This is a genomic window from Streptococcus entericus DSM 14446 (genome assembly GCF_000380025.1).
Taxonomy (GTDB): domain Bacteria; phylum Bacillota; class Bacilli; order Lactobacillales; family Streptococcaceae; genus Streptococcus; species Streptococcus entericus.
Genome location: NZ_KB904159.1, coordinates 12,461 through 36,798, shown reverse-complemented (window position 1 = coordinate 36,798; position 24,338 = coordinate 12,461). Strand labels below are relative to the sequence as shown.

General features: G+C 41.6%; 24 protein-coding genes and 3 tRNA genes. 10 read left to right on the top strand and 17 right to left on the bottom strand.

Features of this window, described 5'->3' with window-relative positions; translation table 11 throughout:
- Positions 1-251: 251 nt before the first annotated feature.
- The 8 genes from apf to yfmF all read right to left on the bottom strand — a co-directional run bounded on the left by apf (position 252) and on the right by yfmF (position 7,406).
- The gene (apf, locus tag A3GW_RS0103545) at positions 252-758 is read right to left on the bottom strand and encodes an aggregation-promoting factor (protein ID WP_233275308.1); all 507 of its coding nucleotides are present in this window, start codon (positions 756-758) and stop codon (positions 252-254) included.
- 158 nt (positions 759-916) lie between these two features.
- Positions 917-1,714, bottom strand: a complete 798-nt coding sequence (locus A3GW_RS0103540; RefSeq protein ID WP_018367943.1) for an energy-coupling factor transporter transmembrane component T family protein — start codon at positions 1,712-1,714, stop codon at positions 917-919.
- The gene (locus A3GW_RS0103535; protein WP_018367942.1) at positions 1,702-2,550 is read right to left on the bottom strand and encodes an energy-coupling factor transporter ATPase; all 849 of its coding nucleotides are present in this window, start codon (positions 2,548-2,550) and stop codon (positions 1,702-1,704) included. Before A3GW_RS0103535 ends, A3GW_RS0103540 begins: the two co-directional genes overlap by 13 nt.
- Positions 2,526-3,347 (bottom strand): energy-coupling factor transporter ATPase, encoded by an 822-nt coding sequence (locus A3GW_RS0103530; RefSeq protein WP_018367941.1) that lies wholly within the window; start codon positions 3,345-3,347, stop codon positions 2,526-2,528. Before A3GW_RS0103530 ends, A3GW_RS0103535 begins: the two co-directional genes overlap by 25 nt.
- A complete protein-coding gene (gene pgsA, locus A3GW_RS0103525; protein WP_026216572.1) occupies positions 3,344-3,886 on the bottom strand; it encodes a CDP-diacylglycerol--glycerol-3-phosphate 3-phosphatidyltransferase in 543 nt (180 codons plus the stop codon). The genes A3GW_RS0103530 and pgsA overlap by 4 nt, the downstream gene beginning before the upstream one ends.
- Before the next feature lie 9 nt (positions 3,887-3,895).
- Complete coding sequence (locus tag A3GW_RS0103520) at positions 3,896-4,819, bottom strand: helix-turn-helix domain-containing protein (protein WP_018367939.1); 924 nt, start codon at positions 4,817-4,819, stop codon at positions 3,896-3,898.
- A 62-nt stretch (positions 4,820-4,881) separates the two neighbouring features.
- Positions 4,882-6,156 carry an EF-P 5-aminopentanol modification-associated protein YfmH gene (gene yfmH, locus A3GW_RS0103515; RefSeq protein ID WP_018367938.1) on the bottom strand — a complete coding sequence of 425 codons (1,275 nt, stop codon included), beginning with the start codon at positions 6,154-6,156 and terminating at the stop codon, positions 4,882-4,884.
- Positions 6,156-7,406, bottom strand: a complete 1,251-nt coding sequence (gene yfmF, locus A3GW_RS0103510) for an EF-P 5-aminopentanol modification-associated protein YfmF (protein WP_018367937.1) — start codon at positions 7,404-7,406, stop codon at positions 6,156-6,158. Before yfmF ends, yfmH begins: the two co-directional genes overlap by 1 nt.
- Before the next feature lie 122 nt (positions 7,407-7,528).
- On the opposite strand from yfmF, the gene yaaA reads away from it, so the two are divergent.
- Both yaaA and recF read left to right on the top strand, forming a co-directional pair.
- Positions 7,529-7,978, top strand: coding sequence for a S4 domain-containing protein YaaA (gene yaaA, locus A3GW_RS0103505; protein WP_018367936.1), 450 nt, complete (start codon positions 7,529-7,531; stop codon positions 7,976-7,978).
- Positions 7,978-9,069: a DNA replication/repair protein RecF gene (gene recF, locus A3GW_RS0103500; RefSeq protein WP_018367935.1), complete on the top strand. Its 1,092-nt coding sequence runs from the start codon at positions 7,978-7,980 to the stop codon at positions 9,067-9,069. The genes yaaA and recF overlap by 1 nt, the downstream gene beginning before the upstream one ends.
- 42 nt (positions 9,070-9,111) lie before the next feature.
- On the opposite strand, the gene A3GW_RS0103495 is transcribed toward recF, so the two are convergent.
- Both A3GW_RS0103495 and guaB read right to left on the bottom strand, forming a co-directional pair.
- Complete coding sequence (locus A3GW_RS0103495) at positions 9,112-9,981, bottom strand: GRP family sugar transporter (protein ID WP_018367934.1); 870 nt, start codon at positions 9,979-9,981, stop codon at positions 9,112-9,114.
- A gap of 148 nt (positions 9,982-10,129) precedes the next feature.
- Positions 10,130-11,614 carry an IMP dehydrogenase gene (guaB, locus tag A3GW_RS0103490; protein WP_018367933.1) on the bottom strand — a complete coding sequence of 495 codons (1,485 nt, stop codon included), beginning with the start codon at positions 11,612-11,614 and terminating at the stop codon, positions 10,130-10,132.
- A gap of 129 nt (positions 11,615-11,743) precedes the next feature.
- Here guaB and A3GW_RS0103485 point away from each other — a divergent pair, with 129 nt between their 5' ends.
- Positions 11,744-11,938, top strand: coding sequence for a hypothetical protein (locus A3GW_RS0103485; RefSeq protein ID WP_018367932.1), 195 nt, complete (start codon positions 11,744-11,746; stop codon positions 11,936-11,938).
- 1 nt (position 11,939) lies between these two features.
- Positions 11,940-12,119 carry a hypothetical protein gene (locus A3GW_RS0103480; protein ID WP_018367931.1) on the top strand — a complete coding sequence of 60 codons (180 nt, stop codon included), beginning with the start codon at positions 11,940-11,942 and terminating at the stop codon, positions 12,117-12,119.
- Between the two features lie 118 nt (positions 12,120-12,237).
- Here the strand turns inward: A3GW_RS0103480 and A3GW_RS0103475 are convergent, their stop codons facing one another.
- The 3 genes from A3GW_RS0103475 to A3GW_RS0103465 form a co-directional block, all read right to left on the bottom strand.
- A complete protein-coding gene (locus A3GW_RS0103475; protein ID WP_018367930.1) occupies positions 12,238-13,068 on the bottom strand; it encodes a hypothetical protein in 831 nt (276 codons plus the stop codon).
- Between the two features lie 120 nt (positions 13,069-13,188).
- Positions 13,189-14,211: a tryptophan--tRNA ligase gene (gene trpS, locus A3GW_RS0103470; RefSeq protein WP_018367929.1), complete on the bottom strand. Its 1,023-nt coding sequence runs from the start codon at positions 14,209-14,211 to the stop codon at positions 13,189-13,191.
- Between the two features lie 17 nt (positions 14,212-14,228).
- Positions 14,229-14,813, bottom strand: coding sequence for a GNAT family N-acetyltransferase (locus A3GW_RS0103465; protein ID WP_018367928.1), 585 nt, complete (start codon positions 14,811-14,813; stop codon positions 14,229-14,231).
- 388 nt (positions 14,814-15,201) lie between these two features.
- On the opposite strand from A3GW_RS0103465, the gene A3GW_RS0103455 reads away from it, so the two are divergent.
- From A3GW_RS0103455 to A3GW_RS0103440, 4 genes are all read left to right on the top strand, one after another.
- On the top strand, positions 15,202-16,077 hold the full coding sequence (locus tag A3GW_RS0103455; protein WP_018367926.1) for a YitT family protein: 876 nt from the start codon (positions 15,202-15,204) through the stop codon (positions 16,075-16,077).
- 163 nt (positions 16,078-16,240) lie between these two features.
- Positions 16,241-16,555, top strand: a complete 315-nt coding sequence (locus A3GW_RS11650) for a hypothetical protein (protein ID WP_149036261.1) — start codon at positions 16,241-16,243, stop codon at positions 16,553-16,555.
- 258 nt (positions 16,556-16,813) lie between these two features.
- Positions 16,814-18,436, top strand: a complete 1,623-nt coding sequence (locus A3GW_RS0103445; RefSeq protein ID WP_018367924.1) for an ABC-F family ATP-binding cassette domain-containing protein — start codon at positions 16,814-16,816, stop codon at positions 18,434-18,436.
- A gap of 45 nt (positions 18,437-18,481) precedes the next feature.
- Entirely contained in the window at positions 18,482-21,070 is a 2,589-nt protein-coding gene (locus A3GW_RS0103440) for a YfhO family protein (protein WP_018367923.1), read from the top strand.
- Between the two features lie 353 nt (positions 21,071-21,423).
- Here the strand turns inward: A3GW_RS0103440 and A3GW_RS0103435 are convergent.
- Together A3GW_RS0103435 and A3GW_RS0103430 are read right to left on the bottom strand one after the other, a co-directional pair.
- Positions 21,424-21,496 (bottom strand) — tRNA-Asn (locus A3GW_RS0103435).
- Between the two features lie 5 nt (positions 21,497-21,501).
- Positions 21,502-21,573: transfer RNA gene (locus A3GW_RS0103430), tRNA-Glu, on the bottom strand.
- A 124-nt stretch (positions 21,574-21,697) separates the two neighbouring features.
- Here A3GW_RS0103430 and A3GW_RS0103425 point away from each other — a divergent pair.
- Positions 21,698-21,771: transfer RNA gene (locus tag A3GW_RS0103425), tRNA-Arg, on the top strand.
- Between the two features lie 32 nt (positions 21,772-21,803).
- Here the strand turns inward: A3GW_RS0103425 and A3GW_RS10750 are convergent.
- Positions 21,804-22,457, bottom strand: a complete 654-nt coding sequence (locus A3GW_RS10750; protein ID WP_149036260.1) for a YoaK family protein — start codon at positions 22,455-22,457, stop codon at positions 21,804-21,806.
- A gap of 9 nt (positions 22,458-22,466) precedes the next feature.
- Entirely contained in the window at positions 22,467-22,946 is a 480-nt protein-coding gene (gene rlmH, locus A3GW_RS0103415; protein WP_026216570.1) for a 23S rRNA (pseudouridine(1915)-N(3))-methyltransferase RlmH, read from the bottom strand.
- Positions 22,947-23,084: 138 nt separating this feature from the next.
- Here rlmH and A3GW_RS0103410 point away from each other — a divergent pair, with 138 nt between their 5' ends.
- Positions 23,085-24,305 carry a S1C family serine protease gene (locus A3GW_RS0103410; protein ID WP_018367920.1) on the top strand — a complete coding sequence of 407 codons (1,221 nt, stop codon included), beginning with the start codon at positions 23,085-23,087 and terminating at the stop codon, positions 24,303-24,305.
- The last annotated feature ends 33 nt before the right edge of the window (positions 24,306-24,338 follow it).

Genomic DNA, 24,338 nt, shown 5'->3' with positions numbered 1-24,338 from the left:
TTGTTTTCAGATTTTTATGGTTTAATTGAGACATATACCTTATATCCTTTTTTATTTTAGGTAACAAGACTATTCTACGGTCTATATATTACAAAATGATTAAAAAACAGTGTCTAAATATATCAATAAAGTGAAAAACAGGTAAAATATATTATTTTACCTGTTCTTTTTATCTGTTATTAAACACAAGATGTAGGTGTTCTATTTGTTTTCTTTACAATATCTTGTGTTAAAAACTTTCTTTTGGTCGTTTAATACCAGCCATTAGCCTGCCAAAAGCTAAGGGCAGCCGTCCATGACCCATAACGATTTTTAACATAAGTGTCAGCCACACGCTCTTGATTTTCTGGCGACAGATCCCCATTCAAATAAGACAAGGTCAATTGATAGCGACCATAATACTGGCCGTTCTGAGCAGTGTAACTGCCACCTGACTCTTTAAAGGCGATGGTTTCTTTGGCAGCAGCATCTGCTGCACTAAGTTGAGACACATAAGAGGTTGACGCCTGATCTTGCGCTGTTTCTGAAACAGCTGTGACAGATGAGTTTTCTTGTTTCTCAGCAGCACCTAATTCCAATGACTGACCAACGTAGATGACATCTGCATTGTCTAATTGGTTCAACTTGACCAAATCTGATACCGTTGTCTTATATGTTTGAGCTAGCTGAGACAGGGTATCACCTGCCTTTACGGTGTAAGTCTCTGCCGAAACATGACATCCATAGGTCATCATTGCAAAAGCAAATGCCGCAAACATGCCCTTAATCAGTTGTTTTTTCGTTATTATTAATACTGTCATCATGTAACTCCTTTCTGATGAATACCCCCATCTTAACGAAAGTTTTTTACAACAGGATTGAGTTGCAATGACAAATATAACAAAAAGATCATATTTTCTTGCTCGATGAGTTGATGTTAAGAATTTTTAAGGTAAAAAAGAGCGACAGCAAATAAGATCATCACAAGAATAGCAAGGGTGTCTCGGTGTTGCCAAGATAATTGCCGGTACTTTGTCCGACCATCACCCCCCTGATAGCCTCTGGCTTCCATCGCAAGAGCTAAACTCTCAGCCCGCTTAAAACTTGAAGCAAATAAAGGAATCAAAATTGGAATGACTGATTTGACTTTTTGAATCAGGTTTCCTTCTCCAAAATCCACCCCCCTTGCCCTCTGGGCATTCATGATACGTACAGTATCATCCATCAAGGTTGGAACAAAGCGCAAGCTTAACGACAGCATGAGCCCAATCTCGTGAGCAGGTACTTTCAGTGGTTTCAAGGGTTTTAGCAAGCTCTCAACCGCATCTGACAAGCTCAAGGGAGTTGTCGTAAGAGTCAATAAGGTTGAAAATAGGATAATCAGCAAAAACCGAGAAAAAATCAACAGCGACATCTCCAAGCCCTTATCTGTGATAGTTAAAAACCAAATATTAGCGATCGGCTGACCAGCAGAGGTAAAAAAGAGCTGAAACATAGTTGTAAAGGCAATAAGCCCAAGCATCGGCAGAATGCCTTGGATAAAGTAAGATAGGCTTATCCGAGACAGGAAAACCAAACCAAGGACAAGTGCTAGAGCTAAAACATTTGTGACAAGATTATTTGCCCAAAAAATGATGAGAATAAACATCATCATCGCCAGCAACTTACTTCGAGGGTCAAGACGATGAAGAACAGACTGCCCTGGAACATAGCGCCCTAAAATCAGTTTGTCCATGACCGCATCACCTCCTTAAACTCATCAATGGTGATTGGTAAACGGTCCATCGCTACACCACGCTCCCTTAGGCGCTGAGCAAAGGCCGTTATTTTTGGTAGGCCAAGTTGTTTTTCAGTTAACAGGTCAACCTTTTGAAAAATCTCTTGGGGAGAACCTGACAGGACTAATCGACCTGCCTCTAGAACATAAACCTGCTCCGCGTAGTTAGCGACATCATCCATCAAATGAGTGACTAGAACGATTGTCATTCCTGATGCGTGTAACTGACTAAATAAAGCCATCAAGTCCCTACGTCCCTTAGGATCAAGACCAGCAGTTGGTTCATCTAGAACGAGAACCGTTGGTTCCATTGCTAAAATCCCAGCAATCGCCACTCGACGCATCTGCCCACCAGATAACTCAAAGGGATTTTTTTCAAATAGATCATCCGAAATCCCAACCAGAGCCAACTTTTCCCGAGCAATGCTCTCAGCTTCCTCAGTAGTCTTACCAAAATTTTTCGGACCAAAGGCAACATCTTTTAAAACCGTTTCTTCAAATAATTGACTCTCTGGAAATTGAAAGACCAACCCAACCTGTTGGCGTAACTGCTTGATTGATTTTGGTTTACTCTTGGCTGAAATGGTTACCCCATTAACCTGAACGTCTCCTTTGGTTGGTATATTAAGCCCATTCAGAAGCTGCATCATCGTTGACTTACCGCTACCCGTATGCCCAATAACCGCCGTATAGGACCCATCCAGAATCCCCAAGTCAATATTAAAAAGAGCGCGCCCTTCAAAAGGCGTCCCTTCTTGATAGGTGTAATTTACTCCCCTAAGTGTAATCCCCATAGGTAGTCTTCTAACTCCTTTTCTGATAAATAGCCGAGCTGTTCATCGAGCGCTAACGCCTCAGCCAGCTGACTAGAGAATGGTTTGTCAAGACCTAAGTCAAGCAATTCATCACCTTTGGCAAATAGTTCGCGTGGTGTCGTATCCAGAACCAACTGTCCTTTTTTCATCACCAACACCCGATCACTCAGCGCTACTTCGTCCAAGTCATGGGTAATTGATAGGACCGTTAGATTTGACCGTGTTCGCAACTGCTTCATCAGGGTGATTAAGTCCAGCCGACCTTTTGGGTCTAGCATACTGGTTGCTTCATCCAAGATAATAATTTCAGGTTGCAAAGCAAGTGCTCCAGCGATGGCAACACGTTGCTTTTGTCCTCCTGACAAACGCGCAGGCTCCTTGGTTCGATAAGCAGACATTCCAACCAAGTCAAGAGCCTCCGTCACACGTTTTTCCATTTCCTCATGCGATAAGCCTTGATTTTCCAGACCAAATGCCACGTCATCTTCTACCGTTGACCCAACAAATTGATTGTCAGGATTCTGAAAAACAAAGGCGATTTTTCGACGAATCGCCCATATCGTTTCCTCGGACAAGACCTGACCAGCAACTCTAATTTCTCCCGAATGAGCTTCTAATAACCCATCAATCAATCGAACAGCAGTCGATTTGCCACTGCCGTTATGTCCGATAATGGATACCCACTCACCTTGTTTCACGTGAAACGAGAGGTTAGTTAGCGCATAATCCTCTCGTTGGGCATCATACTTAAAATAAACTTGTTTAAGATCTATCATTTCTGAAAAGTATCCTTGAACAGGAAACTCGCTCCCTTAAAATAATCGTAACCAGAGTAAATCGTAAAGAACAAGGCAACATATAACGTTAACTGACCAATCATCGTCCAATGCCATAGCAGGAAAATGACTGATAGCATTTGAGTAACAGTCTTAATTTTACCAGGCATGGCTGCCGCAAGCACTTCGCCTCCAGTTTCAACCAAGAGTAAGCGCAAACCTGTCACCGCTAGTTCTCGACAAACAATTATAGCAGACACCCAAGCTGGAGCTAAGTCTGCTCCAACTAGCATGATAAAAGCACTCATGACCAGCATTTTATCTGCTAAAGGGTCAGCAAATTTACCAAAATTCGTAACAACTTGCCATTTTCTAGCCAGATAACCATCTAAATAATCGGTCAAGCTTGCCAAAGCAAAAATCACCGCAGCAACACGATGCCAAACCAAACCATTAACCGAACTAAAGATGAGAAAGAGAGGAATCATCACGATTCTCATCACCGTTAGAAGGTTAGGTATATTTTCTTTTTTTAACATGAACCAACCCTACTGAATATTAAAGGTCACAATGCTGTAAGCAGTCGAGGTGAGAGCAGTCTTATCAAGTTCTTGACCGTTAACTTTGATGGTTACCCCTTCAGTAATGCCCATCTCAAGAACAGCTTGAGTTGCACCTTCTGTCAAGGTTGCGGTATAGGTTGGTTGCTCACTGGATAGGGTAACACCTCCTGCAATATCAGAGTTACTCAAAGCGACCCAGCTACGCTCTGCTCCTGATAATGATAACTCAACCTTAATCGGTTTTTGAGCAGTTGTCACCGCAACTGTAATTGCTTCACCGCCACCTGTGACTGCCAATTGAGTTGCTGGAGCAGGAGGAGTTGACTCACTAGGAGTTGTTGATACTTCTGAACTTGATGGTGTTGTTGATACTGATGCTACCGTCTCATTGGCCGTATTCGTTTTAGCAGTCAGAAAGTCTGCTAAATAGTTTTTATACAGCATAAAGCCAGCAAAAATCAAGGTTGCAAGACCCAACAAGGTCAATATTGGACCGAGAAATCTGTTCCCCTTGCCTGAGCTTGATTTTTGAGAATGGCTGTTACGCCCGCTACGGCGAAGCGTTGTTGAGGTCACAGGGGATGGAACATAGTCTGGGTCCTCTGATTTGACCAACTCATCAAAACTAGAGACCTTAAATGGTTCCTCAACCTGTTCAACCTGACTTGCCACCTCCGCTACAGGTTCTTCCGTTGTTTCAAACCCTAGACTTGCAAAGTCTAAATCAACAGCCTCAGCGTAGGTTCTCAAGTACTGCTCTAATTTATCTGCATCAATCAATGAAAATTGATCCAACTCAATAGCCAGTAAATTGTGGGTCGCAATTCCTGTTGAGCGCTCAATGGTTTGGAGAGCTAATCCTTTTTTAGTTCTTGCTTCGCGAAGCAAATCTCCAGTCGTTTTATTCATTTGTCGTCTTCCTTTGTTGTGATTAATTCTATTATAGCAAATTTTTCTAACTTATCCAGCCCCTAGAGAGGAAAAATCGTCACTTCTGCACTATCTGCCGAATGAAAGAAAGTCTCACCGATTAACAAGACGCTCTCAAGAGTCAATTGGTCTAACATATCAGGCACGTCAAGATAGAAAAGCTCCTGTGTAGAATGTTCTAAAAATGAACTTGCCAATTCATCTGGGCGATCCAGTGACATCAGAAATTCACCATAAAGTTCTTTTTTTAGACTGAATAACCGTTCTTCAGAGACATCCTTACTTGATCTCCCTTTTTTGAGTGCCTGTTTGATTTTGGCTGACATAGCAATCGGCTCGTTAGTATCGAGTAAAACCATGACAAATTGGAATCGCTCATCAACTTCTATCACCACATCAAACGAATCATCAATTTTTCCATCATCATACCATTGCTGATAAGTCTTTGATGTCCAACCGATTAGCATATTTAGATATAATTTCAAAGCGGTCTTATAAAAGAGGCTACTGTCCTGAATAGGTTCGTGGCGAAAACCAATGCCCAATTTCGGCATATTGACATCTAATTGCAGTGACTGTTTTTTGACAACAGGTTGATAAGAAATAGCAGAGCGCGACACCGTAATCGGTGTCTGTTGTATCATCTGGCTTGTCAAGTCTGTCAATTTTTTGTAAACGACATTTTCATCCACATCCCCAATAATAACCAGAGTCATCCCTTCTGGTCGATAAAAGGTCTCAAAGGCATTTGACAAATCTGTCAACGTTATTTTGTCTATGCTGTCAACTCTTCCAGCCAAATCAACCGCTAAAGGTGTCTCAGGAAAAAGACCTGCTAACAAACTGCTGTAAAGCCTGTAATCAGGATCATCCTGATACATGTCAATCTCTTGACTAATGATTGCTTGTTCTTTTTTGATAGAATTTTCTGTAAACCTTGGTTGACTTACCAAATCAATCAGTAGCTCCAAATTTTCATTCAGCTGATCAACGCTTGAGAAAAAATAATTAGTGGTTGTAAAGCTTGTAAAAGCATTTGAATCAGAACCAAGTCCTGTAAACTTCTGAGAAAAATCCTGCTTCCCATGATTCTCAAAGACCTGATGCTCTAAAAAATGAGCTAGTCCAGCGCTTGTGGCTATCTTTTGATCATTTACTGTAAACTCAGTGTCAATCCCACCAAATCTAACAGATAACATCCCTATGTTTTCTTTAAAACCCGACTTAGGAATAACGATTAGGCGTAGCCCAGAAGGTAGAATCCCTTGATAAATGATCTCATTTAAGTGTGGAAAGGCTATCTGCTCTAATGCCATTATTGCTCCCCCTCCATAAAATAAACTGCTTGCAATTTTATCTTATTCGCCAAGCGAACAATATCTTGCTTACTCACTGCCTGAACCTCTTGCTGAAATTCTGACAAAGTCTTCGCTTTCTCTCCAAAAACAGACCGATTATAGGCTAACTCAATCAGAGATTTGGCATAATCTTCGGACAAAGTTGCACTATTGACCAGCATTTTCTTGGTTTTCTTCACTAAATCACTGGTAAAACGCCCTGATTTCAAGGCATGGAGTTGTTTGGTCACGAGCTGCATCACACGCTGACGCTGGTCTCGATCAATTCCTGCCTGAATCTTCAAAACAGACTGAAAAGGGTCTAAATGACTCGAAATTGTGTAGGCCAGCCCTGCTTTTTCCCGTAACTCTGTGAATAAAAGAGAGTGCGGAAATAGTCCCAATAAACCATTGGCGACGAGGAGCGAAGCGTAATCTTCTCCGCCATAGACCGAGGGCACATGGTAAGCCAGGTCCAACACAGACTGATTGGCCTGCTTCGTTTCTAATTTTTCTCGTGTAATATTGGTTAGATTTTGTTGGTACTGGTAGTTCAAAGAGACCTGACGAGGAGAAAAAGGCAACTGATGAAGCCCTTGTAAGATTTTATACTCATCAATCTTACCCACTAAAAAAATATCAATACGGTCTTCCCTCAACATGCGCTGAAATTCCTGAAAAGCAGTGTAGGAATTCTCCTTGGCAACCTGTTCAGGTGTTGAATAGCTGGATTGTTTGAGGCTATCATGCGTAAAATAAAGCCGGTCTAGTTCCAAATCGCTATAATAAAAAATATCTTCCTTATCTGCTTCAAGGTAGTTAATCAGATTAGCCTTTTCCATGTCAAAGACACTTGTTTGATACTGCTCGACCGTCCGTAAAGGATTGAACAAAATACTGCGTAAGAGAGCCATCAGTTCATTGACCGTGTCCTCACCACCCAGAGCAAATTCACTGCCCACAGCACTGAGGTCGAGGTCCACCAGATGAACCAAGCCTTTCGTGGTCACTTTAGTGGATAAGCCTGCCCCATAGAGCTCAGCTAATTTTTGACGAAGTAATCGTGGGTTGGGGTAATCAGCAGTCGCTGTTGCTAGCATCTGTGCTACCAGAGCTCGTCTGGCCTTATTCACCTTACTCACATCTGCTGAAAATCGGCAAGTCAGATGGTTGGTCTTAAATTTTTCTGTCTGAATAACGTGTAGATAAACACCGTCAACAATCTGCATAGCTTCCTTTTCCTTAGATGATAGTCCCTTCATTATAACATTTTATTTAAGACATGACCAAAAAAGACGTCGATTAAGACAATTATGCTATAATAGTCTGGTAACATCTGGAGGATACGACTATGGACTACAAACTTTTCACGGATTTCATTACCCTACAAGCTCTACTGAAAGACACAGGTATCATTAAAAGTGGCGGTGCTATCAAGGCATTTTTAGCCGAAAACACCGTTCTGGTTAACGGTGAGGATGAGAAACGACGCGGCAAAAAACTCCGTATCGGTGATAAAATTGATCTTACTGATCTTGAACAGACTATTGTAATTGTCGCACCAACTGCTTTTGAAATAGCAGAGCACGAACTCGATATAGCAGAGAAAAAACGAGTCGCAGAATTGGTTAAAAAAATGAATCAGGCAACTAAAAAGCAACAAGCTCGGCCGAAAAAGTCAGCTCAAAGCAAAAAACGTTACCCTGAAAAAAATAAAGATACTGCTGTTAATCGTACGCAAACTTACCGCAAGGTTGACAACCCTGTCAAGCCAGCAGTGCGATTCCCTGGAGTAGACTAATGTGGCTTGAACGCATTGAGCTAACCAATTACCGCAATTACAAAGAACTATCGACTGATTTCTCTGCTAAACTTAACATCTTTATCGGGCAAAACGCTCAGGGTAAAACAAATGTGATAGAAGCTATCTATTTCTTAGCCTTGACCCGAAGCCATCGAACACGCTTTGATAAAGAACTGATTAACTTCGACGAAAAATCATTTACGATTAGCGGCCTAGTCCACCGCACCAGTGGTAAACTTCCACTTGACATTACCTTGACAGATAAAGGCAGAGTCTGTAAACTAAACCACCTCAAACAAAACAAGCTATCTGATTATATCGGCAAGATGACGGTTGTCCTCTTTGCGCCTGAAGATTTACAACTGATTAAAGGGTCGCCAAATTTAAGGCGTAAGTTTATGGATATTGACCTCGGTCAGATCAAGCCACTCTACTTGTCAGACCTGTCAAACTATAATCATGTCCTTAAACAGCGCAACAGCTACCTCAAGTCAACAGATAAGGTTGACACTGTCTTTTTATCTGTTCTTGATGACCAATTAGCGGATTATGGTAGCCGTGTCATTCAACATAGACTTGACTTCGTTGACCAACTAACTATCGAAGCAGACAAAAACCACTACGCGATTTCAAATCAGCTGGAACATATCAGTTTGGCTTATCAGTCAAGTATCAAATTTACAGACTTGTCAACTTTAAAAGATAATTTTGTCAAGCAACTCGAAAGCAATCATCAACGCGATATTTTCAAACGTAATACCTCTATCGGTCCTCATCGCGATGACCTTACCTTTGCTATCAATGGCATCTCTGCTGACTTTTGTAGTCAAGGACAGCATCGCAGTTTGATTCTATCACTCAAAATGGCAGAAATTGAACTCTTCAAGCAACAGACAGGCGATTACCCGATTTTACTCCTTGACGATGTCATGAGTGAACTGGATAATAAGCGCCAAATGAAACTACTAGAAGGTATCAAAGAGAATGTTCAAACTTTCATCACTACAACCAGCCTTGACCACCTAAAAGGCTTGCCTGAAGATTTGAAAATTTTCCATGTGGAAAACGGCACAATAAAAACGGACTGAACATCGTCCGTTTTTTAATATGACATTGACAAATCTGTCAATCTAGTAAGACTTAACAACACCTAACAAGATGGCACCGACCAAGAAACAAGCAATACCGATGTAGACCCAACGCATTTCCTTAGCAGTCTTTTTCTCACCGAGAAAGATAATACCACCGATAATCCCAATAATAGCCCCTAATTGTGAAAAGCTAAAGGCAATTGCCAAACCAGCTGTGGAAGCCGCAAAAAGCATGAAGATATTGCCCAAGCTCCATTGAAGACCAACCAAGGCATTTTTAAGCACAACAGGTTCAAAAGATAGCTTAAATCTCATAAAGGCAGCAGCTCCTAGTACCATACCGATTGACATTGGAAAAATAGCAGCCAGCGGTTCAAAGTGCATGATATTATTGAACAAAACAGTATAAGCGACATAACCGAAGGTCGAATAAGCCAAGGCGATAAAGCCTTTTTTCATGTCGTAATTGACAGAAGTGTCAACTGACTTGTCAGGGTCAGTTTTACTAGAAAAATAGAACCCAACAACCAAACTAACCAGGGCTATGCTACCGAGAATAAACTGAATTGGCTTTGCCCATTCTCCAAAAACAAAGGCACCAATCAAGCTACCGATAACCAGTTGGCTCCCACCTGACAAGGGGTTAGCCACAGACACTCCCATATACTGCATGGCGGAGAACTGACCGTTCTGACCCATAGCCCAGAGCAAACCACCTAAAATCCCAAAAATCCAGTAGTCAAGAGTCAAGGTAGGCTTGACAATTAGGTAAGTCACTGTGGCAAATAGCAGAGCTCCCAAAGTCACTCCAAAGGTTTGTTGATTAGCATTACCGCCAATCTTGTTGCTCGCTAAACCAAGACTCCCCCAAGCAAACATAGGGACCAAAGCATATAAAATTCCTTGCATAATACTCCTTTACAATGATGTTTACAGTTTTGTCAACTTTATTGACAAAACTGTAAACGATAAAATTAAGATAAAAAAGTAGGACAAGACAAGTCTTTTCCCACTCCTTCGTTTATTTTACAAAAATGTTCGGTTTTTGTCAAGCCTCTTAACGGCTAATCGAATAGTTTGGCGCTTCATTAGTGATGTGAACATCGTGTGGATGGCTCTCAATCAAACCTGCTCCACTCATTTCGACAAATTGAGCCTTATCATGCAAGTCTTGGATAGTTGCAGCACCAGTATAGCCCATACCAGCCTTGATTCCTCCAACCATCTGGAATACGATATCTGCGGCAGCTCCCTTATAGGCCACCCGTCCCTCAATCCCTTCTGGAACAAGTTTATTGGCTTCATTGACAGAACCTTGGAAATAACGGTCACCTGAACCCTTTTTCATAGCGCCAAGGCTTCCCATACCACGGTAAGTCTTAAACTTACGTCCTTGGAAAATCTCTGTTTCTCCTGGGGCTTCATCAGTTCCCGCCAGCATTGAACCAAGCATGACCGCATGACCACCAGCTGCTAAGGCTTTAACGATATCTCCAGAATACTTAATGCCTCCGTCAGCAATGATGGTTTTGCCGTACTCACGCGCCACATCAGCCGCATCGTAAATGGCTGTAATCTGAGGCACACCAACACCTGCGACAACACGAGTGGTACAAATCGAACCCGGACCAATACCAACCTTAACCACATCAACCCCTGCATCATAAAGGGCACGAGCGCCTTCAGCTGTCGCAATATTACCTGCAATCAAGGTCTTATCAGGGAAGGTCGCACGAATTTCAGCAATCTTGCGCAAGACACCTGCTGAATGTCCGTGTGCTGTATCAATGACAATCGCATCCGCTCCTGCCTCAAAAAGTGCAGTCGCTCGCTCAAAGGTATCAGATGTCACACCAACAGCTCCTGCAACCAAGAGACGACCGAACTGATCTTTAGCAGCATTTGGAAACTCGATAACCTTCTCGATATCTTTGATGGTGATGAGACCAGATAAACGACCGTCTCCATCCACTAGGGGGAGCTTTTCGATACGGTGTTCTTGGAGAATCTGCTCGGCTGTTTTCAAGTCAGTTCCAACAGGTGCAGTCACCAAATTCTTGCTGGTCATATGATCTGAAATCGGCTGATTATAGTCAGAAATAAAACGCAAATCTCGATTGGTCAAAATGCCAACCAATTTACGGTTCTCCATGGTTTCAACCACAGGCACACCGCTGATGCGATAACGGCCCATTAACTCATTAGCCTCAGCAATCGTATGGTTTGGTGTCAAGAAAAACGGATCGATAATCACACCATTTTCAGAGCGTTTTACCTTGCGCACTTCCTCAGCTTGAGCCTCGATGGACATGTTTTTATGGACAACACCTAAACCACCCGCACGCGCCATCGCAATGGCCATTGCACTTTCGGTTACAGTATCCATCGCTGCGGTGATAATTGGGATATTCAAGGTCAAATTAGGCGCCAACTGGACACTCATATCTACTTCGTTAGGAAGCACATGACTCTCCGCTGGAATCAGGAGCACATCATCAAAAGTAAACCCTTTTTTTAAAAATTTTGTCTGCCAATTTGACATTAACATAACCTCTTTCTGTGTTTATTGTTACTATCATATCACGCTAAAATCATTTGTCAACCGCTAAGGCAAAGTTTTGATAAATGTTTCGGAATATGCTAACATAAGAGATGAAAAGGAGGGTTTACCATGAAAAAACAGTTGCTTTCTTTAGTAGTTATCCTCATATTAGCCATTCTAAGGCCTTATCTGCTAAAGGTACCTGTCTTAGGTCCTCTCTATGGTTTTCTTGAGTTTTTAGCCATTGCCCTGATTATCGGCTATATCCTCTACCACATCGGGCTGCACATTTACCTTTGGTTTAAGGTGAGAAAGAAGGACTAGAATGACAAAAAAAGATTGGAGAACCTTGCTAACTAAGGTTCTCCCGCTAGCCCTTAGTAGAGCTGTTATCAAGTATTTCAGCTGGTCAGGCTTTGCTGTTTTTGTCCTAACCTACATGACCCCTTTGGCTGATTGTCAACAAGATGAAGCCTTAATCGTTAAGTATTTTTTAGGGCAATAGCAGAGCTTACCCCTCTAATTTAAGCCTGGTTAGGTTAGTAACAGTAAGGTCTCACTGCTTTGCTCTGCTATTGTCCAAAATAAAAAGGAGTTAGGTAAACCTAGCTCCTTTTTTTATCTCAACTTTTCTCACTAAATTCAGCATCTTCGATGTCTCTGTCAAGCTGTTTGGACAATTGAGCAACAAATTCAGGATTAAGCTCCAAGTCATCTTTAACAGCTCCTGCCAAGTGTTCAACAAATGTTTGAGAAAGGTTTTTCCCCATCGGTTTAAATGAGGTATAAGTCAAGCCACCTGATAAGATACCGCCAACAATAGGAATAGCTTTCATAATACCGTTTTGGACAGTAGTTCTCGTCACCCTGACACCAATCACACTCCCAACTTTTTTAATAAGAGGATACCAAGTTGTTCGTGTAATCGCCTGACGAGCGACGTTTTTAACCATTTGCTGACCAACATTTTTAGCTACTTTTGGAATAAGCACATTAACCCCTGCCACACCAAACATGGCACCAAGGTAAACAACAAGTCGTAATTTAGCCTCTTCTGATAGGTTGTTTTGTCCTTCTTCAAACAGATCATCTTGACCATAAAGATAGGCCAGTTGCTGAGCAAGATTGAGGGCAAAACCAAAAAACTGAGTCACATCAGCACCTGCCAAAGGAACTGCTGCAAAAGGATTTGCAGGTAGACCTGCAATAAATGACGCCAAACTGGTTTGGGTAGTCATCTCAGAAATGATTTTATCGGCCTTTTTTTGAAGACTTTCTACCGTATAAACAACCTGAGGTCCTTCTACTAAAATTTGATCCAGATAAGGGCTATCCTTAAATTGTTTTTTAAGAAATTCCTCTCTATCAACACGGACTAAAGGCAACTGGCTGGCTGCCGAAATAGTTTGCAAAGCGATGTCATAGAGTTGATCTTGATTGAGGATTTGAGCCATTTTAATCTCCTAAATTTAATTATCACTTTTATTATNCCCCCCCCCCCCGAATCTTGCTGTCAAGCGGTTTTGAGCAATTTTTTTAAAAATTAAGGCTGGAATTTCTCCAGCCTTAGTCGTCTAAAAATAATTAATTCCCATAGCAGCTTTTACCTCTAATAAGGTTTGAGCCGCTGCTTGACGGGCTTTTTCACTGCCCACTTCCAGCATGCGGTAAACCTCGCCCATATCCTTGGCAAACTCCAAGCGGCGTTCGCGAATGGGCGCCAGCTCACGCTCCATGATGTCAAGGAGGTAGCGTTTGGTCTTGACATCGCCAAGTCCGCCACGCTGGTAGTGCTCTTTCATGGCTGCAATCTCTGCCTTATCCTCCTCACGGCCAAAGACGTCAAGGTAATGGAAGACCATGTTGCCCTCGATCTTGCCTGGGTCTTCGATACGGATATGGTTGGGATCGGTGTACATGGACATGACTTTTTTCTTGACCGTATCAGCATCGTCTGCCAGATAGATACCATTATTGAGGGATTTGGACATTTTAGCATTGCCGTCAAGGCCTGGCAGGCGACCTGCTGCTTCATTGTCAGGATACATGCCTTCTGGCTCGACCAGCACTTCGCAGTTGTAGGTGTGGTTAAAACTACGGACAATCTCACGAGTTTGCTCAATCATCGGCTTTTGGTCGGTACCGACAGGAACAAGATTAGCCTTAAAAGCAGTAATATCTGCGGCTTGGGCAATGGGGTAGACAAAGAAGCCCGTCGGAATGCTCTCTCCAAACCCTTTTTGAGCAATCTCCGTCTTAACAGTTGGATTGCGCTCCAAACGACCAAGAGAGACGAGGTTCATGTAGTACATAGTCAGCTCGGCCAGCTCTGGAATCTGGCTCTGGATAAAAATGGTTGACTTCTCTGGATCAAGACCGGCTGCCAAGTAATCCAGGGCAACGTTCCCAATAGATTCCACGATGGTCTGTGGATCCTTAGCATGGTCTGTCAGCGCCTGCTGGTCGGCTAGAAAGACAAAGAGGTCGTGCTTGCCTTCATTCTGCAACAAGACACGGTTTTTCAGCGAGCCAACATAGTGCCCGATATGCAATTTTCCAGTAGGACGGTCTCCCGTCAAAATAATGGGTTTGGTCATGATGTTCTCCTTTACAGTTAGTTGACAGGGTTGTCAACCTGATTAAAATAGGCTTCTTTGGTCAGTCGGTAATGAATCATGGTGACAATGCGGTTCGGGTCTTTTTTATCTCGTTTGGCATAGGGTTCCTCGTGACTAAACTCCATCCCGATTTTTGCCATAACTCGACCTGAAGCAGGGTTTGCCTGATCATGACGAGCAATCAGGCAGTTCATGCCAAGATCTTCAAAAAACAGTTTAAGAAAGGCTTGAGCCGCCTCTGTCATGTACCCCTGATTCCAAAAGGCTTTGTTCAGTGTGTACCCAAACTCTGCTCGTCCGACAGCTTCAACTAAGTTGTGCATGTCTAAGGTTCCGATAAACTGCCCTGTCTCCTTGAGTTCAATTCCCCAGCGACCAAGTGGGCTGGCTAAATAGATTGACGCAATAATATGTTTGGTTTCATCTAAGGATTGGTTCGGCATGAAAGACCAGCGGACATTGTCAGAATCACAAGCGTAAGCAAACATCTCTTCGGCATCTGCTAGGGTCACTGGACGAAGTAAGAGACGTTCTGTTTCTAAAACCTGATGTTCAGCTAACAATTGATAGATGTTTTTCATCCTAAACTCCCTTCTAACAAAAAATCCCCACGCTAAAAAACTAGCGTGAGGGCGTCTGGGTTGACACGGTACCACCTCTACTTGACAGCATATTGACAACTCTGTCATCTCTATTGACACGATAAGGAGTGCACCCGATGCTTATGGATTTGTATTCTCTGTATGGTTTTCACCCATCAGCCCATTTCACAAGCTCTGCCATTGGCTCACAGCACCGCCAACTCTCTAGAGACAGTCTTCTTATTACTCTATCTGATAGGCTTATTTTAGCTAATTTTATGGTGCTTGTCAAGATAATAAAATCATTCGCACCCTTGACGGTTAACCTCTTATCAGTCATAATAGAATTATCAACGTTTCACGTGAAACTACAGTTAAGGAGAAAAACATGGTAAAAAAAATGAAAGACTATGCCCTAGTAACCATTGGTTGCTTCATTGCTGCTGTTGGTATAAATGGGTTTATGGCTGCAAATAACATCGTTTCTGGTGGTATTGGAGGACTCTCTTTGAGTTTACAAGCCATGTTTGGTTGGGAAGCTGGAACGGTTGCGCTCGCTATCAATATTCCGTTACTTGTGCTCTGCTATTTCTTTTTAGGAAAATCAACCTTTATCTCGACACTCTATGGTTCTTTTATTTTTCCAATTTTTATCAATCTGACTGCTAAAATGCCTAGCTTGACACAAAATCAGCTTTTAGGAGCTGTTTTCGGTGCTATTATCCTTGGAGTTGGTATGGGATTAGTCTTTATGGGCAATTCCTCAACAGGGGGGACCAGTATTCCCATCTGGATATTGCACAAATACACACCCTTATCTCTGGGTGTAGCTATGACAATTGTCGATGGTATTGTTGTTTTAACCGGTCTCATCGCTTTTAAAAATATTGACACTGTCCTCTATTCTATTATTGCCCTACTGATTATAGGTTATGTCGTCAATCTAATGATAGCAGGCTTCCAGTCATCGAAAAATATCATGATTATTTCAGAAAAATCAGCCATAATCAAGGAAAAAGTGGCAGAAGCTGCCAACCGTGGCGTAACTGAAATTCCTATTTTTGGTGGGTATACAGGTCGTGAAAAACGTATGCTGATGATTACTGTTTTAACAGTTGAAGTGCCGACCATTGAACACCTTGCCCAAAAAATTGACCCTGCAGCTTTTATCATTATCATGCCTGCTACTCAGGTCATGGGACGTGGCTTCAGTCTACACAAATCTTTTGAAATTAGTGAGGAAGATGTCCTACCACCAGTTTAAGTAGATGCAATATTGACAGGATGAGAGCGGTAAAAATTATTTATCATCAATTAAACAAGATATAATAATTTGAAGTAATTTTCATCAATTTTGCCGATTTTAGAGTCGCCAATGCCCACTGCTAACTACTTTCAAGGGATATGATCCTTGAAGGTAGTATGTCTTGCGTCCACAACAAGCCGCGCCTAATTTGCTAATTTCATCAGCTGTTATAGCTTGCTCAACTGTTCAAAATTTGCTGACCAATAACCGCTTGGATTTCTCTTTTTGCCATTTAGGAGGTACTTCTAGAATGTCTAACATTTTTGATTTTTTTCTGAAGTTAGCTTTAGCCTTAGCAATTTTTTTGCAAGTTAGAACTGTCAAAAGTCGCATGAAAAGAAACTTTGGCTACCTGGCTCTCTTTATATTTATCCTATTTGCCATCATTACCTTTATTCACTCCCTTCATGCGCCACTTTTTCCGTCTGCTGGTTAAACGAAGCAACCCAAGATTTAGGGTTGTTTTCTTGTCAATAAAGGGATAAAGTCATCTGTTTTAATGGGAACAGCTATGTCATGCCAGTTGACAAGAAGACTTTTGGATAAGAAATGAGCATATCACATTTACACCAAATTGACAGCTGTGTCAACTTTTATTGTTTAAAATTTATCGTTTAGCTCTGCTATTTCCCTTGAAAAAACAGCGACTTTATCGTAAAATAAAGGGGATTATAGAAAAAATGAGGTAATACGTTTGTTAACAGTTTCTGATGTGTCGCTTCGCTTTAGCGACCGAAAACTTTTTGACGATGTCAACATTAAATTCACTGAGGGCAACACCTATGGCCTGATTGGTGCTAATGGTGCCGGTAAGTCAACTTTCTTGAAAATCCTGGCTGGCGATATTGAGCCGACAACTGGTCACGTGTCACTAGGTCCAAACGAGCGTCTATCTGTCCTGCGTCAAAATCACTTTGACTATGAGGACGAGCGTGTCATTGACGTGGTTATCATGGGTAATGATGAGCTTTACAGCATCATGAAAGAAAAAGATGCCATCTACATGAAAGAAGATTTTTCTGAGGAAGATGGTGTCCGTGCGGCTGAGCTAGAGGGTGCTTTTGCCGAGCTTGGGGGTTGGGAAGCAGAGAGCGAAGCATCTCAATTGCTCCAAAACCTCAATATCTCTGAGGACCTCCACTACCAAAATATGAGCGAACTGGCTAACGGAGATAAGGTCAAGGTCCTCCTTGCCAAAGCCCTCTTTGGTAAGCCTGATGTGCTCCTCTTAGACGAGCCGACCAACGGTCTGGACATCCAGTCCATCACTTGGTTGGAGAACTTCTTGATTGATTTTGACAATACCGTTATCGTGGTGTCTCACGACCGTCATTTCCTAAACAAGGTCTGCACCCACATGGCTGACTTGGACTTCGGTAAAATCAAGATTTTCGTTGGTAACTACGACTTCTGGAAAGAATCTTCTGAATTGGCTGCTCGCCTGCAAGCTGACCGCAATGCTAAGGCAGAAGAAAAAATCAAGCAACTCCAAGAATTTGTTGCTCGTTTCTCAGCGAACGCTTCTAAATCTAAACAAGCCACCTCTCGTAAGAAGATGTTGGATAAGATTGAGCTGGAAGAAATTGTCCCGTCCAGCCGTAAATACCCCTTTGTCAACTTCAAGTCTGAACGCGAGATTGGTAACGACCTCTTGACCGTTGAGAACCTGAAAGTAACCATCGACGGTGAGGTTATCTTGGACAATATCAGTTTTATCCTACGTCCGGGCGATAAGACTGCTCTTATCGGGCAAAATGATATTCAAACAACTGCTCTCATCCGTGCCTTGATGGGAGAAATTGATTACGAGGGAACAATCAAGTGGGGCGTGACTACCTCTCGCAGCTACCTGCCAAAAGACAACACCAAAGACTTCGCTGGCAGCGAGTCTATCCTTGACTGGCTCCGCCAATTTGCCAGCAAGGAAGAGGATGATAACACCTTCTTACGTGGTTTCTTAGGCCGAATGCTCTTCTCAGGTGATGAGCCTCTCAAGCCTGTCAACGTCTTGTCAGGGGGCGAAAAAGTACGTGTTATGCTATCCAAACTCATGCTCCTCAAGTCTAATGTTCTCATCCTTGATGACCCAACCAACCACTTGGATTTGGAATCTATTTCGGCTCTCAACGACGGTCTCAAAGCATTCAAAGAATCCATTATCTTTGCCAGCCATGACCATGAGTTTATCCAGACACTCGCTAACCACATCTTGGTCATTTCTAAAAATGGGGTAATCGACCGTATTGACGAGACTTATGATGAATTCCTTGAAAATGCTGAAGTGCAAACCAAGGTTAAGGCTCTTTGGGCACAATAATCTATGGAGAGTTGGGTAACCAGCTCTCTTTCTTAAAAATAATCCATGAAACAAAAATATTTCTTTTTTCTTGCTAGCTTTTTTATCCCCTTGACAATACTGTCAATTAGTTTGTCAATCCAAAATATCTGGTGGGGGAGCGATACCACTATCCTAGCCAGTGACGGTTTTCACCAGTATGCTATTTTTGCAACAACACTGAGAAATATCCTCCACGGTCAAGATAGTCTTTTCTACAGCTTTACAAGTGGTTTAGGGCTTAATTTTTATGCGTTAATGAGCTACTATTTAGGCAGTTTCTTGTCTCCTTTGGTTTACTTTTTTGATGTCAAGTCGATGCCTGATGCGCTCTACTTATTCACACTTGTCAAGGTAGGTTTGATAGGTTTGTCAACTTTTACAAGTCTGTCAACTATTTATAAAAAAGCCAATCATTGGTTACTTATCAGTCTATCAACATCATTTGCCTTGATGAGTTTTATTATGAGTCAAATTGAAATCAACATGTGGCTGGATGTCTTTATCCTAGTTCCTTTGATTATACTTGGTTTGCATCGGTTGATTCATCAGCAAAGTTACTGGTTGTATGTCACTGCTTTAACCACACTCTTTATCCAAAATTACTACTTTGGGTATATGACAGCTATTTTTATCAGTTTATGGTTTTTGGTTCAGTTGACAGATGCTGTCAAGCACCGCCTGCGCTCAATCATTGACTTTATCATTTGTTCTGGTTTATCTGGTTTAATCAGTGCCGTCATGCTCCTTCCAACCTATCTGGATTTGAGAACACATGGTGAAACCTTGACAAAGTTGTCAAACATCTTGACAGAAAAATCTTGGTATCTGGATTTATTTGCTAAAAATTTTGTCGGTAGCTATGATACCACTAAATTCGGATCTATTCCGATGATTTATGTTGGCTTGTTGCCCCTGATTCTCGCTCTGCTATTTTTCACAATAAAATCTATCAAATGGCCCGTTAAACTCGCCTATGCACTGCTTTTGATGACAATTATAGCTAGCTTTTATTTGGAGCCATTGGACTTGTTCTGGCAGGGGATGCATGCGCCAAATATGTTTCTTCATCGCTACTCATGGGTCTTTTCCATTAGCATTATTTATCTAGCTGGGAAAACTTTAGAGCATCTTGAAAAGGTCAAATGGACACACCTTATCACCGTGTTTGCTTTCCTACTGGTTGGTTTTTCAGCAACAGTCTACTTCCGCTCCCACTACCCTTTTTTACACATTGAGCAATTTGGGATAACAGCCTTGTTCCTGTTGGCTTATCTCATTATATTTGTCAGTTTTCACGCTAAACAAATTCCATATAAACTTTACATTGTCTTGACACTTTTCTTTACAGTTTTTGAAATAAGTGTCAACAGTTACTATCAGTTAAACGCTTTAAGCCAAGAATGGCATTTTCCATCACGTGATAGCTATGAGAGACAGTTGTCAGATATTGACAACCTTGTCAAGTCTGTAAAGGATAAGCATGTGACTTTCTTTCGCATGGAAAGGTTGCTACCACAAACAGGTAATGATAGCATGAAGTTTGGTTATAACGGGATCTCTCAATTTTCATCTGTTCGTAACCGTCAATCTAGCCAATTATTGGATAAATTTGGTTTCCGATCTGACGGCACAAATCTCAATCTGCGTTACCAGAACAATACCTTAATTGCTGACAGTCTGTTCAACATCACTTTCAATCTGCATCATAAACCTCTTAATAAATATGGCTTTGAGTTTGAAAACCAAATTGGTGAGATGTTTCTTTATGAAAATCGTAATGCTAGCCAATTAGCTATTCTGACTAAGGAACCATTCACCGATCTTGACATCTCTGTCAATACACTTGACAACCAAACCAAGCTACTCAATCAGTTATCAGGTCTTAATCACACTTATTTTTATAAATTGTCAAGCTTTACAGATAACCTAACAGATGTTGACAAGCAACTTGTCACAACTGTCAAAAAAGACGATGGTTCATCTAGTGCTAATTTTAGCATTGAGGTCACCTCAAATAGTCAAGTTTATCTGAGTTTGCCTCATATCACTTCGTCAAATCCAGATAATAAAGAAACAAAAATTCTTATCAATGGGCAGTTGATGAGTTTTACCCGTGACAATGCTTTTTCATTATTTGATTTAGGGTATTATGCCTCTGCTCAAAACCTTGATATTGAGCTGATTTTTCCTGAGACAACTGACGTCAGCTTCCATAAACCCAATATCTATGCTCTGGATACCTTGGCCTATCAGCAAGCGATTGATCAGGTCAATAGCCGAGCAGTGAATGTGACATCTGCCGGCAATCAAGTCTCGATTACCTATGATAGCCCGGCTGACGCCTCGCTTTTGGTCACCCTACCCTATGATAAGGGATGGACAGCTAAACAAGATGGGCAACCACTTCCTGTCAAATCTGCTAACGGTGGTTTAATCCTACTAGATGCCAAAAAAGGGCATGGAGAAATTGTATTGACCTTTGTCCCAAATGGGCTAAAAGCAGCAACTATACTCTCCAGCATCGGAATAATTTCTTTTGTTTTATTTTATTCTCATCGAAAACGGCAACTCATCAAGCAATCAAATGTCCAAAATTGCCACCATCAAATGTGATGAAACTTGCTATTTATTTTAGAAATGATATAATAGAAATAGAAAAGAGCTGAGCGGGAACTCAGCTCAACGTAGAACCGTTTAAGACGGTGGCTCGTAAATGCTAAAGAATAGCCGTTACTCTTCCAAAGTATTGACGGCTATTTCTTTTTGTCTAAAAAATAGTAACTTTTTTGATTTACTATTTCTACGTTGATATCTATAAAATGATTTTACAATTTACATGAACGTTAATAAGTCTCATTGAAAATGATTTTACTAACTTCCTAACTTTTTGTGTAAAAAATATAAGCATCTCATATTTGAAAAATGAAAAAAAACGTTGATTTTTCAACGTTTCTATGTACTTTATACTCCGCCAACAGGGCTTGAACCTGTGACATCATGATTAACAGTCATGCGCTCTACCAACTGAGCTATGGCGGATAGAACACTCCGTACGGGATTCGAACCCGTGTTACCGCCGTGAAAAGGCGGTGTCTTAACCCCTTGACCAACGGAGCGTGTCGTTTAATACTTTATTAGTTTAGCAGATATTTTTTATTTTGTCTAGTCTACTGCTCAACTTTTTTGAACTTTTTAGCCGTTGACAACTAGAGAAGGTTTTTGGTAAAATGGTTCTGTTGTGGTTCCATAGCTCAGCTGGATAGAGCATTCGCCTTCTAAGCGAACGGTCGCAGGTTCGAATCCTGCTGGAATCAGAGTTAAACAGCTAAGGTTTTCCTTGGCTGTTTTATTTTTCCTGACGAATAACTTTATGAATAACCAACAGAGGAGGAAACAGTAAAAATAAACCGAATTCCTCCAAAAAGGCAGACAGGTAATGGGAAAGGATAATGCCAAGAATAAAGCTGATTAACACAGCACATCTTTGCATACCTTGTTTGATTTTCACCTGATTGCCCGATAAAAAGCCTTCTGACAAAAGATAAGCACCTGCCTTAACATTTCCCGTCATCATGACATTGGCATACTGGATAGATCCGATTCGCTTAAACACTTCAACTTGAAATGATGAAAAAAGGGCTAGCATCGATATAGTGATATCAGTATCGACCACTGGAGCGCTAACAGCTGCGAGAAATAGCAGAGCCATCATCACGCGTATCGCTAACAAATGGTAAGGACAACCAGCTGATAACGCCCAGTCTTTCATCACATAAATCAGCAATTGCCCTATACCAAATATCAAGATAGGCAAACAATAAGACCAGGCCTCAAGCCATTTGAATTCAGCTAAACGAAGACCAAGAAAAATTAAATTTCCTGTCTGAGCACCTGCAAAACGCCCACCTTGAGTGTTGTAAGTATAAGCATTAATAAACCCGCTGATAGCAGCCATGGTAAGGGCTACCCAAAAGGCATCAAACACACGATGTTTCCTCACACTATTCTCCTATTTGTGATAAGGGCTACCTTCAGCAATCATAAAAGCACGGTAAATTTGTTCGATAAGGACTAACCTCATCAGCTGATGTGGCAGTGTCAAGTGACCAAAACTCAAGTTAACATTAGCTCGCTTTTTTATAGCATCAGAAAGCCCTAAACTCCCTCCAATGACAAAGGTCAAGGTGGAATAACCTGCCGTCATCTTTTCCTGAATAAGCTGGCTAAAATCCTCTGACGACAGCTGTTTCCCCTCGATAGCTAGAACAACGACAAAATCACGGTCACCAATCTTACCTAAAATACGTTCTGCTTCTTTCGTCATAATCTGTTGATTTTCAAGAAAGCTAGCGCGGTCAGGTGTTTTTTCGTCAGCAACTTCAATCAAATCAACCTTAGCAAAACGGCCAAGGCGCTTTTTATATTCTGCAATACCATCTTTGAGATAATGCTCTTTTAATTTTCCAACACTAATTAATTTGATGTTCATAATAGTATTATACCACAAAATATTGTTGTTATTCACAAGGTTTTCCACAGACTGTGGAAACTTTATTTTTTAACTGTTTTAAGATATAATTAAGTCAAGGGGATTATATTATCCACAACATCAAAAGGAGAATAAACTATGACATCTAAGTTTTTTAAACGATTAATTATCTTAGTGCTGATGGTTTTATCAGGAATCATCGGCGGGCTATCAACCTACGCCCTAATCGGCTATTTACCTAATCATAACATTATCTCGCAAACAACGACCACCACAAATAGTAGTGAAAGTAAGGTAACCATTAACCAGACAGAAGTCAAAACAGCCACCACTGAAGCGGTAAAAACAATCCAAGATGCTGTTGTTTCTGTCGTTAACTATCAAACACAAGTTAGCCAAGAGGATTTATACAGTCGGATTTTTGGCAATAGCAGTGCCACAACTCAATCTGGAGAATTGGCCGTTTACAGTGAAGGGTCAGGCGCTATCTACAAAAAAGATGGCAAATTTGCCTACGTGGTGACAAACAACCATGTGGTTGAAGGGGCTGAAAAACTCGAAATTATCCTCTCAAACGGCACTCGACTGGAGGGAGAATTGGTCGGAGCTGATACTTATTCCGATTTAGCCGTCATCAAAATCTCATCTGACACCATCCAAACTGTCGCACAGTTTGCGGACTCTTCCACACTTACCTTGGGAGAACCTGCCATCGCTATCGGTAGCCCACTTGGCAGTGAATATGCCAATTCTGTCACAGAAGGCATCATTTCAGGATTGAGCCGAACAGTGACCTCAACCAACAATCAAGGACAGACCGTATCAATCAATGCCATCCAAACAGATGCCGCTATTAACCAAGGTAACTCTGGTGGTCCTCTTGTGAACATCAAAGGACAGATTATCGGGATTAACTCGGTCAAAATCACCTCATCACGCACCAACGTTGCTGTCGAGGGTATGGGCTTTGCCATTCCATCAAATGACGTTGTGTCCATTATCAGCCAACTTGAAACCAACGGTCAGGTCATTCGACCAGTTATCGGGATCACTATGGCAAATCTCACCGACGTCGCTGCCAATCTCTACGGTCAGTTAAATCTTCCAAACGACGTTACAAGTGGCATTGTCGTTGCTAGCGCTCAAGAAGGCATGCCGGCAGAGGGCAAACTTGAACCTTATGATGTCATCACAGCCATCAACGATGAGCCGATTCATTCTATCAGTGACCTTCAGAGCGTTCTTTATAAAAATAAACTCGGTGATACCATTACTGTAACTTTCTATCGAAAAAATGAAAAGAAAACAGTCAACATCACCTTGACAAAAACAACTCAAGATCTCTCTTCAACGCAATAATTGACAAGATTAAAAACTCACTTTACAATAAAG

Coding starts and splice junctions, on each gene's coding strand:
- apf (WP_233275308.1), bottom strand. CDS start 758: ATGTTTGCGGCATTTGCTTTTGCAATGATGACCTATGGATGTCATGTT.
- A3GW_RS0103540 (WP_018367943.1), bottom strand. CDS start 1,714: ATGGACAAACTGATTTTAGGGCGCTATGTTCCAGGGCAGTCTGTTCTT.
- A3GW_RS0103535 (WP_018367942.1), bottom strand. CDS start 2,550: ATGGGGATTACACTTAGGGGAGTAAATTACACCTATCAAGAAGGGACG.
- A3GW_RS0103530 (WP_018367941.1), bottom strand. CDS start 3,347: ATGATAGATCTTAAACAAGTTTATTTTAAGTATGATGCCCAACGAGAG.
- pgsA (WP_026216572.1), bottom strand. CDS start 3,886: ATGTTAAAAAAAGAAAATATACCTAACCTTCTAACGGTGATGAGAATC.
- A3GW_RS0103520 (WP_018367939.1), bottom strand. CDS start 4,819: ATGAATAAAACGACTGGAGATTTGCTTCGCGAAGCAAGAACTAAAAAA.
- yfmH (WP_018367938.1), bottom strand. CDS start 6,156: ATGGCATTAGAGCAGATAGCCTTTCCACACTTAAATGAGATCATTTAT.
- yfmF (WP_018367937.1), bottom strand. CDS start 7,406: ATGCAGATTGTTGACGGTGTTTATCTACACGTTATTCAGACAGAAAAA.
- yaaA (WP_018367936.1), top strand. CDS start 7,529: ATGGACTACAAACTTTTCACGGATTTCATTACCCTACAAGCTCTACTG.
- recF (WP_018367935.1), top strand. CDS start 7,978: ATGTGGCTTGAACGCATTGAGCTAACCAATTACCGCAATTACAAAGAA.
- A3GW_RS0103495 (WP_018367934.1), bottom strand. CDS start 9,981: ATGCAAGGAATTTTATATGCTTTGGTCCCTATGTTTGCTTGGGGGAGT.
- guaB (WP_018367933.1), bottom strand. CDS start 11,614: ATGTCAAATTGGCAGACAAAATTTTTAAAAAAAGGGTTTACTTTTGAT.
- A3GW_RS0103485 (WP_018367932.1), top strand. CDS start 11,744: ATGAAAAAACAGTTGCTTTCTTTAGTAGTTATCCTCATATTAGCCATT.
- A3GW_RS0103480 (WP_018367931.1), top strand. CDS start 11,940: ATGACAAAAAAAGATTGGAGAACCTTGCTAACTAAGGTTCTCCCGCTA.
- A3GW_RS0103475 (WP_018367930.1), bottom strand. CDS start 13,068: ATGGCTCAAATCCTCAATCAAGATCAACTCTATGACATCGCTTTGCAA.
- trpS (WP_018367929.1), bottom strand. CDS start 14,211: ATGACCAAACCCATTATTTTGACGGGAGACCGTCCTACTGGAAAATTG.
- A3GW_RS0103465 (WP_018367928.1), bottom strand. CDS start 14,813: ATGAAAAACATCTATCAATTGTTAGCTGAACATCAGGTTTTAGAAACA.
- A3GW_RS0103455 (WP_018367926.1), top strand. CDS start 15,202: ATGGTAAAAAAAATGAAAGACTATGCCCTAGTAACCATTGGTTGCTTC.
- A3GW_RS0103440 (WP_018367923.1), top strand. CDS start 18,482: ATGAAACAAAAATATTTCTTTTTTCTTGCTAGCTTTTTTATCCCCTTG.
- rlmH (WP_026216570.1), bottom strand. CDS start 22,946: ATGAACATCAAATTAATTAGTGTTGGAAAATTAAAAGAGCATTATCTC.
- A3GW_RS0103410 (WP_018367920.1), top strand. CDS start 23,085: ATGACATCTAAGTTTTTTAAACGATTAATTATCTTAGTGCTGATGGTT.